Here is a 13,552-nt window from a genome sequence, read left to right as displayed (position 1 = left end):
CTTTTTTATGTGAGTGTGTTTATCGTTTTTCAAAACGCACGGGCAGAGATTTGACACCGTGTACCAAGTGGCTTGGTACAGGTTGAAGCTCTGTGCCAGGGGCATAGGTGAAGTTTTTGAAGCGGGAGAGGAGACCTTCGAGCATGAGCTGGCCTTCCATCCGCCCGAGTGCGGAGCCGATGCAGAAGTGTACACCGTGACCGAGTGTCAGATGTGGGTTGGTAGCGCGGTCGAGACGGAATTCATCAGGGGTATCGAATTTGCGCGGGTCACGGTTGGCAGAAGCCACCCATGCGATCACACCTTGGCCTTCCTTGATCTGGTGGCCTTTGAACTCCACATCCTGAGAAGCGACGCGGTTGAGCAACGGTACGGTCGGACGGTAACGCAGCGATTCTTCTAGAGCTGTCGGGATCAGGCTCAGGTCGTTGCCTACTTGCTCCTGAATCTGTGGCAAGTCGAGGAAGCAGCGCATCGCATTGCCGACGAGGTTGGTCGTAGATTCACTGCCCGCTGCAAGCAACAGGTTGCAGAAAGCCAGAAGCTCGATGTCGGTCAGGCGTTTGCCGTCGATCTCGGCTTGGGTCAACTCGCTGAGCACATCGTCCTGTGGGTCTTGGCGGCGGGTGGCGATCATCTGAGTCAGGTATTCACCCATTTCTTCCTGCGCTTTTTTCTGTTCGGCGAGGAGGCGGGAGATTTCATCCGGATCTGTGGTTTCTACGTTTTGCAGGAAACGGGAGGCCCAAGTGCGGAACACCTTGCGATCCCCTGAGGAGACACCAAGCATCTCTGCGATGATCGTGACTGGAATCGGATCACTGAGGTCAGCGATGATATCCATCTCACCACGCTCAGCCACCTGATCAAGCAGCAGGTTGACCTGATGTTTGATGCGGGGAGCGAGGTTGGCGATCATTTTGGGGGTGAACGCTTTGCTCACGAGACTGCGCAATTGGGTATGGCGGGGTGGATCTAGGAACAGCATCGATTGGGCGATCAGGATCTGTGGTGGAAAGCGGCGGGATGAGAAGACAACCGGGTCTAACAGGACTGCCTGACAGTCTTCATAGAGGAAGATTTCCCATGAGTCACGCTTTTCGTCAAAACGGATCGGGGTGTTCTCCCGCGCGTGGTTGAGATATTCGAATGGGTCGAGCTTCACTTTTTTGTCGAGAAGGGCTTCGACAGGGTTGAGCATTTTCGGATTGTGCAGATTTTTGTACTCGGTTGTCATCGACTAACATCCTCCTGGTACCGCGTCATTGCGCGATCATATGACTGTCATGGGTAAGTGGAAAAATCATACATGTTACCATAAGTATTCATATTATACTGAATCATTCTTTCTGTAAAGAATCAGGCTCAAGCCCTAATAAATGGGCCAAAAGAAATATTGAAAGTTGAAGCTTCATCTCCATATTTCAAGGGTATATATAAAGAACATCAATATTAGACAAGCGAAAAGGAGCCCTCCCTATGCCAAAGATCCTGTTTACCCGCCTTTTTTTGACGCTTATTTGCTTTTTGGTAGTCATTCCGCACTCTGCTAAAGCATCCACAACAACCAAAATCGTAGATGGGAATGGGACAGGCGATTATACCAGTCTGGAAGCAGCGCTGGCGGCCCGAGAGACTGATATTTATATCAAGAATGGTGTTTATGATGTACATACAACCTTGTTGGTCGACTATCCGAATGTGACGATTACGGGAGAGTCCAAGAATGGGGTGATCCTGCGCCAGAACAATCCAGAGGCAGACCTGTTGGCGGTAAAAGCCGACTATGTAACCATCTCCAATCTGACCTTGGATACCCAGACGTATGAGGCATGGGCTGCTTTTGTAGAGTCTGGTGCCAACTACGTAACTGTCGTAGACTCGCGGTTCTTGGGCTCTCCCTAAAATCTTTACCGTCTATTTTGCAGGGCCGCATTATACACCGGGTGATCCGACGATCGAAGCGGTCGAGAGCAATGAATTGGATGCGTACAATCGGTTTGAGAACAATGAGGTCTATTCGGAATTTACAGGAGACGGTGTTTCGTTTTCGTTGCAGCGAAGTGGGACGGTGCGGAACAACCGCTTGGAGGACACGATGCTGGCCTTCTATCTCTGTCGCGATTCAGAAGTGTCAGGCAATACGATTATCAATTCACCGGGCGCGGGCATCTATTATTCGCTGCCTTCCTATGACAATATCATCGCAACGAATATGATCAGAGGTGCGGCGGATTCAGGAATTAAAATCTCGCGGAATGCCGAGCACGAGATCCCCACGACCAGCCGCTACACCGGGCTGTATATTCAAGATAACACGATCGACGACACCCGTTTTTTCGGGATTGAGGTCGATCAGATGTCAAGCAATGTGTACGTCCAACGCAATGATATCCAAGATACTGATTTTCATGGGATCTATATCATCCGCTCCAACCATCTGGAGATCGCCGATAATCAAATCTCAACGTTCGGGCTGTGGAAGGAGCGGGGAAAAACCCATGACTGGAACAGTGATTCCAATGGGGTATTCGTTGAATTTGATGTTCAGAATTCACGGATTGCCAGCAATCAGATACAGTCGCTCTACGGTTACGGTGACTTCGGGATCCGGGTGACGACCGATAATAACACAGGTAATCTTGTCGAGTATAACACCCTGATTGGAACGTATACCCAGATGCCGATTTTAGTCGAGGGGGACAATATCAGCAACGGAAATATAACAGAAGAACCACCTCTGTAGAATGAACCTGACAGGGCAGGGAAAAGACCACGTAGATGGAAATGCGTGGTCTTTTTTGCATCTTGATACCTATGTTTATATTGACGTTTACAATAAATAGCATTAAAATCACTTGATTATGAGGGGGTGACATGATGATGGAGGCATATGTTTTTACATCAGGTTAAAAAAACGGGAAAAAAGTAGGGGTGATTAACAACAATGAATTCACGAATACAAGGCAAATGGCTTCGGCTGCTCACGATCTTGGCGGTGTTGGTTGCCAACCTGATCCCGATGGTTCAGCCGAGCACGGCCCTGGCCGAATCAAGCTATCTTACATCCGTTATCGCCAACCCGAGCTCCATCAAGCCGGGGGAGAGTGTCAACTTCGAGGCGGTCGTCACAGCTATGGTGACCCAAAGCATCTTGGTTGACCTGGAGATTTTTGATGCCAATGGTGTCAAAGTCTTTCAAAAATTCGTAGATAATCAGCCGATGAATGATGGGGAGACCAAACGTTTTCCATTCGTTTGGGAAACCCCGGCTGATCAGGCATATGGTACGTATACCGTCAGCTTAGGGATTATCAAGGCTGGCTGGGAGAGTCAACTCCACTGGCATGCGGGAGCAGCCACAGTCAAGATTGTGGAGAATCCATCCAGCGTGAGTCTTGCTGCAGAGGCTGCACCGAATCCGGCAAAGGTCGGGGAAGATGTGCAGGTGACCGTGAATACGACCAGCACAACCGAGCTGACGGATGCAATCGTCGAAGTAAGCGTATACGATGAGGATCAGTTCATCGTTGCCCAGCAGCGTTATACCGAAGTGGTGCTGCCAGCGGGTCAACCAAAGACATTCGGCCTCACTTGGTCTGTGCCACGTACGCTTCCAGCGGGGGCCTACACGGTTGGAGCCGAAGTCCTGAGTGCCGACCGCAAGACCACGTATGTCAAAGAAACCAACAAGTTGTCTATACAAGTAAATGGAGCGGTAACCGTACCGCCTGAGACCAGAGCAGAGTCATACCAGACGGCAGCTGTGGCGATTCCTGAAAAGGTCCGTCCGGGAAGTCTGTTGGAGATCGTCGTCCCTGTGACCGCATCTTCTGATTCACAGGCGCTGATCGATATCGAAGTATACGATCCTGCCGGGAAAAAGGTGTTCCAAAAGTTCTATGACCAGCAGACACTGGCGGGCAATGTCCAGTCGAACTATCTGGCTTCATGGAACGTGCCGGAAGATGCGACACTCGGTACGTATGCTATCCGTGTCGGAATCTTCAAACCGGGCTGGGGTGAGCAATATGCTTGGAATTCCCAGGCAGGTGCTTTTGAAGTGTCCAATGATGTGCCTGTCCCTGATACCACACCGCCGGCCGTGCCCGCTGATGTGACAGCAACAGCAGGCGATGCCAAGGCGACCGTGAAGTGGTCGGCTGTGACGGATAAAGATCTGGCCGGCTATCTGGTCTACGTCTCCAAGGACGGCGGACAGACGTGGGTCTCCCGTTTTAACGTTGGGGTTGCGACCGAGTATGTACTGAGCGGACTTACCAACGGGACGGAGTATACGTTTGCCGTAAGTACGTATGACCACAGTGACAACGAATCAGCAAAATCTGCTGTGGCCAAAGCGAAACCGGTTGCTCCAAACACCGATCAGACACCACCTGCTACTCCGAACATCACACAGACGATGTCTCTGTTTGACGGAAGGGTTGTCGTGATGTTTGAGGGAGTCACCGATGCAGACTTGGCAGGCTATCGGATCTATGCGTCAGCGGACAATGGTCAGACATGGAATCCAGGTCTGAATGTAGGGATGGCGACAGGATTTCCGGTAAGCGGCTTGACGCTGAACCAGCCGTACCTGTTCGCGGTCACGGCCTATGACAAGGCGGGTAATGAATCACCGAAGTCACGCGGTCTGATCCAGACACCTGTGATGGGCGGCGACACGATTCCACCTGCTGTGCCGACCGGATTGAAGGCAGAAGCAGGGGACGGCACTGTCACACTGACATGGGAGCCTGTCAACAACGGTGACCTCGCCAACTATATCATCTATATTTCTGAGCCGAGCGGGTATCAGAACACCGCGAACGCAGGGAAGAAAAATACATATACGCTCACATCCCTGCGCAATGGAACCACCTATACCTTCGCTGTTGTTGCCACCGATATGAACGGCAACCAATCAGCCAAATCCGCACCAGTCACCGCCAAGCCAGGTACGGGTGACAGCATCCCACCTGCAGTGCCAAGCGGACTGACAGCAGAATCCAAGGATACTGCCATCACACTCAACTGGACACCTGTGCCAGACAGCGATTTGGCTACCTACAAGGTGTATCAGTCAGAAGATAACGGTAAGACGTGGAGCAAAGAATACTATGCCTACGGACCGACTCACAATGTCACGTATCTGACCAACGGAACGAAGTACACCTTCGCCGTGACCGCTGTAGATAAGAATGGCAACGAGTCAGCCAAATCCAGCTTGATTACCGCTGCCCCATCTGCCTATAAGATTCCAACCGGACTTCTTGCACAGGCAAAAGACGGGGAAGTGCTGCTCAGCTGGAACGCGATCACTGATTATGATCTCGCAGGCTACAAGGTGTATGTCTCCGATAACGGAGGCACGACATGGAAGCCAGCGATTCAAGCAGGCAAAGTGACCCGCTACACGGTCAAAGCACTGAACAATGGAACCACCTACGCCTTCGCCATCACCGCGGTCAATACGAGCGGACGCGAATCAGCCAAGTCAGAGGTGGCGATTGCTACACCGGAATCGCTCGGGAATCTTCCGGTTGATCCGTCTACGGTAGCACCAGCTCTGCCTACCACCAGCAGAACCAGCTTCTACGATGCGGTATCCTTCCTTTTCGAGGGAGCAGAACCGATCCAGTTGGATATGCAACCAGGCTCTATTGATGAAGATCGCATTGTTGTCCTGAAAGGAAAGGTTCTGAACACTTCTGGAGAAGCACTGCCGGGAGTGAAGGTAACGGTCCTGCATCAAAACGAAGTGGGCCGCACCTACAGCCGTGCTGACGGGATGTTCGACATCGCGGCCAATGGCTCGAATGCCATCACCGTTCAGTATGAAAAGAAAGGCTACATGACGATCCAGCGCAAAGCAGAGACCAATCCACAAGATTACACCGTCCTGCCTGATGTCGTGATGACGCCGCTCGACACCAACGTAACTCCTGTCCAAGTGAATGGAACCGAGTATCAGGTCGCCCAAGGCAGTCCTGTCACCGATCAGGATGGAACACGCCAAGCGACCATCATCTTCACACCGGGCACCACCGCTCAGATGAAGATGCCAGATGGCTCTACGCAAAATCTTAGCACGATGAATGTACGTGCAACCGAGTACACCGTGGGCGATCGCGGACCAGAAGCGATGCCGGGCAATCTGCCGCCACTCGTGGCCTATACCTATGCGGCCGAATTCTCTGTCGATGAAGCCATCGCTGCCGGTGCCACCTCGGTTACTTTTAACCAGCCTGTCTATATCTATGTAGACAACTTCATGAATTTCCCGACAGGTATGGCGATGCCGCATGGCTACTACAACCTGACCACAGGAAGCTGGGAAGCAGAACCGAACGGCGTCGTGATCAAAATCGTCGGAATCACAGACGGAGTCGCCCAGATTGACGTCGATGGCGACAACCAGCCGGACGGTGATGACAAGTTCAACCGGATCAAACTGAGTGTGGAAGAGCGTACCCGTCTTGCCACCCTTTACAAAGAAGGGCAAAGCGTGTGGCGTGTTCCGACCCACCATTTTACCGCACATGATTTTAACGTGAACGTATCTGCTGCATTGCCGGAAGATTTCATCGATCCACCCGAAGATCCACCATACACTCCGGCTAATAAAGACCAGAAAGACCAAGACAAGGATTCAGACGACAAAGAAAAAACAGAATCCGCAGAAGAAGCGATGTGTAAGCAGCAACAGCCGGGTTCCATTATCGGTTGTGGAGACCAGTCTCTTGGTCAGACGATCCCGATCCAAGGAACCGGCTTGAATCTCACCTATGACAGCAAGTCCAACAAGGGCTACCAAGCGAAAAACACGATCATTGTCCCGATTACCAATGACCGCGAAGTACCTGGTTCCCTGCTGAGAATTGATGCAGAAGTCTATGTAGCAGGAAAAAAATACGCAAAATCGTTCCCGAACCTGCCGAATCAGAAATTTGAAGTGGTATGGGACGGAACCGATTCCTACGGACGTTCTCTGGTAGGAACCCATCCGTATGTTGCGTATATCAACTACTACTACAAAAATACCGTAGACACTTTGCCTACATCATGGTCAGAGCCAGAGGATTTGGCCCGCATCTGGGCGCGGATTCCTTTTGATTCCGGCAACAATTCGTATCAAGTCGGTAGACAAGAGATCAAGAGCGTGCGCAAATGGGACGGCGACATCGAGAGTCCGGTCAATCCGTTTGACGATATGGGGATTGCGGGCTGGAGACTCTCCAACCATGATTTCCTCTCTGATGCCGATTTGCAGAATTTTGAAGAATGGACGTCAACGATGGGCAGGGTCTATGCTCCTTCGTACCGGAGTACCTTCCTGATCGGTAAAGACGGTTACTTCTATTACAGTAAAGCTGATCCGGATGGAGTAGGCACCAGTACCCCATATGGTATCTATCGGATCAAAGCAGATGGTACCGAAGAGATGGTAGCAGGCCGTACACCGGGCTGGGTCAGCGAAGTAGCTGCAGACGGCACGATGTATATCGGCGGCTTATATGCGAAGGAAGGCAAGATCTGGCGCAAGAAGCCGAATGAGACTACTTGGACGCACTTTGCCGGAGGCGGTACCCTGAAGTCCGAGGATGGTATCCCGGATGGTACGCTTGGCACCAAAGTCAGCTTCTCGAATCCCGGCGACTATGAGGCAGGCCCGGATGGAAGTCTTTATTTTGTCGACCTCCATTATGTAATCACACGGATCGACACAGCAGGACGTGTCTATCAGTTGTCTCTGCCTAAAAAAGAGGATCGCTTGGATTACCTGCGTATGAACGGCAAAGTATCCGGTCCTGCCACGAAGAAAAACATCGGTAACACGAATTTTGAACTGGAGATAGGGCCAGATGGTTCGATTTACACGATTCAAACAGGAGTCATCGCAGATGATGCTTCTCCGACAGGCTATATCTATACCAGCTCTGTCATCAAAAAAATCACCCCGGATGGTGTGATCAAGGTAATCGCAGGTGATACCATACCGTATACACCGGGGAATGAATATCCACTCGTCGATGAAAATATCCATGATGGAGCCAAAGCGACCGAAGTATTTTTCGCTCCACTGACCTTCGATATGGACGCTCAAGGGAACATCTATTTCTTGGATAAATTCTCCGAGGAGTACTACAAGATTAGCGCAGATGGAATTGTTCACATGTATGAGCCTGACCTGTTCGCGAAGCTGGCGAAGGTATCCAATGCAGGCGGTATGGATGATACGGTCATTGTCGAATATCCGATGATGTACATTCTCGACGTTGCGGCAGACGGCTCTATGGTCATCGCGACGCATACGGGTGGTCAATATGATGAGCCTCGTTATTTCCGACTTGGCAAAAAGACCAAAAAAGCACTTGCCGCCACCGTAACCGTACCAAGCGCAGACGGTACCCAGGCATTCGTATTCAATCTGGCAACAGGCCGTCATCTCCAGACCCTCAATGGGATCAACGGCAAGACACTGATGGACTTCACCTATGACAGCAACGGACGCCTGATCAGCATAAAGGATGACAACGATCTGACCGTTACAATCGAGCGTGATGCGGCTGGAGTGCCGACTGCCATCATCTCCCCGTATGGTCAACGCACGGTGCTGACCGTGGAGAACGGCCAATTGATTGCTGTAGAGAATGCAGCGGGTGAGATGCACAAGATGAAATACGACACCAATGGTCTGATGAAAGAGTTCACCGACCCAGAGAACAACACGAGCTACTATGACTATGATGAAAAAGGCTATCTGACCTACGCGGAAACGCCTCGTGGCGGGATCAAGCGACTGAACCGTACGGAAGGGGAAAAAGGCCATACCGTGACCTTTACCGATCCGGACAACAAGCAGTCTGTCTATGAATACTGGCAGGATAGCGGTACACAGCGCACCACGGTCACAGATGCAGCCGGCAACAAAATCATCAGCACTACCAAGCCGGACGGCACGCTTGAGATCAGCTATCCAGACGGCTCCAAGCAAACCACTAAAATGACCACAGACCCGCGCTGGGGAAGTGCCGTCCCACGCGTCTCCGAGGTTCAATTCATCACAGCAGACAACAAAGTCACCAACCTCAAAGTAGAGTACAAGGCAGAACTGGCTGACATCAAAGACCCATTCAGCACGAAAACAACGACCAAAACCACAGTTGTAGATGGAAAAACGCTGAAAGAGCATTATGATGCCGCCACCAACACCTTGACCAAAACAGACAGCAACAATGAAGTCAGCATTATTACGTTTGATGAAAAGGACCGCGTCAGCAGGCTGGAAGAGGGCAACGGCGTAATCGCTCCGATCTCCTACCTGTATGATGAAAAGGGACGGACCAAAAAGGTAAGCCAAGGAACCAAATTCATCGAATACACCTATGACAGCCTCAACCGCATCGAATCGATCACAGATGAATCCGGACGTGCGAAAACGCTGGGGTATGACGAAGCCAACCGAATCACCAGCATCACCACTCCGGGCAACAAGCAGTACCTGCGTGAATTCGATAAGAACGGCAACATGACCAAAGTGATCATGCCGGATGGTACGGTCTATCACCAGACGTTCAACAAGGATGATCAATTCGAAGGCTTCTTCTTGGGAGAGGCGACGACAGGCTCTACCGTGGAGTACACACTCGGCGGACTGAAAGAAAAATCGGTGCTGGCAAGCGGCCGCGTGATCCAATATGGCCGTGATGAGACCGATTCCAATGTTACCAGTGTCAATGACCCAGATATTCACCGCAGCTACATCTATGAACCAGGCAACACCATGGGACGTGTAGAGAAGGTGGAGAGTCTGCTGCAAGACGGATCAGGTACTCTTCAAGGCATCAAGTTCGGCTATGAAGATGACAGCCTGACCGTGAAAAGCCATGAATGGTATGGCGAAGCACAAGGTACCTTTGATTTTGGGTACTACGATGACCTGAAGCTGAAAAACATCCATGCGACGGTGACATCTGACGTGTATGGTACGTTTGAGCAGGATATTGCCTTTGACTGGAATGACGACAATACGTTGAAGCAATACGGCCCATTCCACTACGTCTACGACGGTCCGGGGCACCGTCTTGGCTCGTATCACGACGAAGCGCTCGATGTCAGCATGGAGTACGATGAATACGGCCGCGTGGATGCTTACATCTACAAGCTCAATGGCGTGCAGGTGTATCGTGAGGACTACAAGTTCGACACCCGTGGCTTCATCGAACAGAAAACCGTCGTGAATCAAGAGGGCACCACGACCTACGACTACACGTACGATGACGATGGTCAGTTGAAGACTGTGACACGTACAGGTGCAGACGGGAAGGTATTCAGTGAGACCTATGAGTACGACGACAACAAAAACCGTAAGAGCCGCGAAGTGACCGGTTCCGGCAAAGAGATCAGCACGTATGTGGATTTTGATCAGCTGGAGCAAGTGGGAGATGTCTCCTACAAGTTCGACGAAGACGGCAATCTGAAGCAGCGTGGAGCCGATACGTTCCGCTATGCGGCCAGAGGAGAACTGCTGGAAGCGACCGCCCAAGGCGAATCCATCGGCTACACCTATGACGCGGCTGGACGACGGACAGCACGTAAAGACAGCACAGGTACGACCCAATACCTCTACGGCAATCCAATCAATGCCTACGAAATTACACATACCGTCGATCCACAGGGTGTGGTCACCTCGTACTTCTATAATGACCGCAACCTCTTGACTGGTATGGAGCGCGGCGGCAAGCGCTACTACATCATCACAGATGTGGTCGGCACACCGCAGCAGGTCTTGGATCAGAATGGCACAGTGGTCAAAGAGCTTCGCTATGACAGCTACGGTGTCCAACTCTCTGATTCCAACCCAGCGTTCGCGCTAGAGCTTGGATTTGCAGGAGGGATTACCGATGACAAAACAGGTCTGATCCGCTTCGGTGGCCGTGATTATGATCCGGCGTCCGGACGTTGGACCGCACGTGACCTGATTCTGTTCGACTCCGAGCAAGCCAATCTGTATGGCTATGTCAACAACAACCCAACCCTGCTCCGTGACCCTTGTGGCCGTTTCTGCATGGGCGGTGGGATTTCTGTCGTGATCGGTGTGGGCGGTAGCTGGTGCCTGAACACGGAAGGCTTCGGTGGTTGTGCTGAGGGTGGTATCGGTGTTGGAGCCGAGCTGGAAGTAGAACCATTCGGCGAGCTTCCGGAAAACGAGAGCTGGACAGCGGAAGCAGGCTTTAAGGCTGGAGTCGGTCTGCTCGAGCTGGAAGCCAAAGAAGTGTACGACATGAAGGCAATCGGCAATGGCGGCAGTGTCTGCTCCAACACCAAATTTACGATGCCATTGACGATTGGGCCTTTAGAGATCGATCTCGCCACCATGGAGGATGAATTCAAGCCCGAAAAAATGGGTGAGATCAAAGAAGAAAAAGTAAAAGAAACATGGGATAAAATCAAAAGCCTCTCTTCTTGGAAAAATATCAAGCTCAATGTAGAGGCAGGTTTGATTGCGAAGCATAAGCTGTGTTTTGCCGTTAAATGGTAAGGGATTGACCATGGCACACAGTAAGAGCTAAGGCAACAAGCCATAAGGAAAAAGGCTGCTCCAGCGCGGGGCAGCTTTTTTCTTGCTTGGATACAGCTGTGTTCTTTTTATAGGAAGATAGAAGATTTTATCCCCTCTCTGTATAATTTTCTTCCTTTTCAGACGAATCAGATTATATGAAAATAATGGAAAGGCTTACATATCAGGAGGGGTAGGTATGAACATGTTCAGAACCAAGCAGGCAGGCACGTCCAAGAAGCTGGTCAGCATGGCGGTTGCCGGTACGATGATGATGAGTCTGTTGCCAGGGATGGCTTTTGCCGTGGAGCAGGGAGCGCGTCCGGCAGAAGCAGCCAGTACGACGGTCACGGTAGATGCCGACACCTGCGGCTACCAAGTGTGGAGCTCGACTGCGGTCTATACCGCTGGCAATCGTGTCTATTATAACGGCAAAATCTACGAGGCGAAGTGGTGGACTCAGAATGAGCGTCCAGACCTGAGCGGGGAATGGGGCGCTTGGAAATTCATCAGCGACTGCACCAGCACAGGTGGGGATACCCTCCCACCGAGTACACCGGCTAATCTGCGTTCAACAGGGCTTACTTCCTCCAGTGTCTCGTTGGCTTGGGATGCTTCAACAGATAATGTGGGAGTGGCAGGGTACAACGTCTACAATGGCTCTGCGCTTGCGACCACGGTAACAGGCACAACCGCTACGGTCAGCGGCCTGGCTGGCAGCACGACGTACAACTTCACGGTCAAAGCAAAAGACGCAGCTGGAAATATCAGCGCGGCCAGCAACCAGCTCAGCGTCACTACCCAGAGCGGTGGAACGACACCACAACCTACCGGGCGTAAATATATCACATATGCAAGTACATGGAATACCAGCATCTATGATCTGAAGCCAGAGAATATTCCGACCTATATCACCAACGTCAATCTTGCTTTTGCCCGTCCGGATACTGCTTATCAGAGAGGCTCGTATGCATTTGACCAAGCGGTGGCTGGATTCGAATTCGTCGAAGGGGCGACAACCAACAACGGCCAGAAAAAGTTCACCGCCCAGCAGGCACAGGATCTGCGCAACAACATCGCGACACTCAAAGCACGCGGCACAGAGACATGGGTCTCGGTCGGCGGCTGGGCCTATAGCCAAGGCAGTCAATGGGCCAGCTTCAATGCTCCACGAGTGGTCGACCTCGCGTTAGACCTCGGAGCAGGCGGGATCGACATCGACTGGGAGTCCGACGGCAACAGCTGTAACAAGCTGACAGCCGAGCAGTTCAGCTGCTCCAAGGACGGTGAGGTCGCGGGCATCATCTCCAGCCTCTACAACGAGATCAAGGCACGCGGGGCTACTCTCAAAATCTCCATCGCAGGCTGGTCGACGGGTGCTTACTACGTCAAGGGCACGCCCTTTGAAGAGGGGAAAGTGCAGTGGGGCTCCCCATTCGGCGGGGTGATGTATAGGGTCGTGAAGGATCACGGCAGCAAAATTGATTTTATCAATCTGATGTCCTATGATGCGGGCGATTACTATGATCCGCGTGAAGGCTATGAATCGTACCGCGCGATCTATAACGGCCCGATCAACATGGGGATGGAGATCGCTCCCGAGGGGGCAGGCGGTGCGGTGCTTGAGGTCAATGCTCCGGCAGGCACCGTCTATGATGCCGACATGCTGACCGGGCAGAACAACATGGCGACCCAGTACTACAACGTCGAGACGATGGTCAAGTATATCAAAAACAAGGGCAGAGCCAACGACGGCTTCATGCTCTGGCAGCTCTGGAAACAACGCGTCCATCAGCCAGCGCCAGCAGGAGCCGCGACCGAAAACAGCGCAGGACAATATGTGTGCAACAACCTGCCGCTTGCGGGGAACTGCGGACAGTGGATTCCGAGCCTGCCGAAGCTGACACCTTAATTCTTTTGAACGGAATACAAAAATTGGATTTGATCTTACACATCTCTCTGTGATAGATTAAGAGTCCACCCACTGAA

Annotated in this window: 5 protein-coding genes; 4 read left to right on the top strand and 1 reads right to left on the bottom strand. The window is 51.7% G+C overall.

Annotation, left to right across the window (positions count from 1 at the left end; genetic code table 11):
* Nucleotides 1-19 precede the first annotated feature (19 nt).
* On the bottom strand, nt 20-1,237 hold the full coding sequence (locus FGI41_RS03170) for a cytochrome P450 (protein WP_139488511.1): 1,218 nt from the start codon (nt 1,235-1,237) through the stop codon (nt 20-22).
* Nucleotides 1,238-1,479: 242 nt separating this feature from the next.
* On the opposite strand from FGI41_RS03170, the gene FGI41_RS03165 reads away from it, so the two are divergent.
* From FGI41_RS03165 to FGI41_RS03150, 4 genes are all read left to right on the top strand, one after another.
* Nucleotides 1,480-1,905, top strand: coding sequence for a pectinesterase (locus FGI41_RS03165; RefSeq protein ID WP_139488510.1), 426 nt, complete (start codon nt 1,480-1,482; stop codon nt 1,903-1,905).
* Nucleotides 1,906-1,981: 76 nt separating this feature from the next.
* Nucleotides 1,982-2,746: a NosD domain-containing protein gene (locus FGI41_RS03160; RefSeq protein ID WP_176560101.1), complete on the top strand. Its 765-nt coding sequence runs from the start codon at nt 1,982-1,984 to the stop codon at nt 2,744-2,746.
* Nucleotides 2,747-2,947: 201 nt separating this feature from the next.
* Entirely contained in the window at nt 2,948-11,545 is an 8,598-nt protein-coding gene (locus FGI41_RS03155) for a fibronectin type III domain-containing protein (RefSeq protein WP_139488508.1), read from the top strand.
* Between the two features lie 217 nt (nt 11,546-11,762).
* Complete coding sequence (locus tag FGI41_RS03150) at nt 11,763-13,475, top strand: glycosyl hydrolase family 18 protein (protein WP_255298299.1); 1,713 nt, start codon at nt 11,763-11,765, stop codon at nt 13,473-13,475.
* The last annotated feature ends 77 nt before the right edge of the window (nt 13,476-13,552 follow it).

It is taken from the genome of Brevibacillus dissolubilis (assembly GCF_006170445.1).
Classification (GTDB): domain Bacteria; phylum Bacillota; class Bacilli; order Brevibacillales; family Brevibacillaceae; genus Brevibacillus_B; species Brevibacillus_B dissolubilis.
The sequence above is the reverse complement of the archived record's forward strand: the minus strand, read 5'-3'. Positions and strand labels throughout refer to the sequence as shown.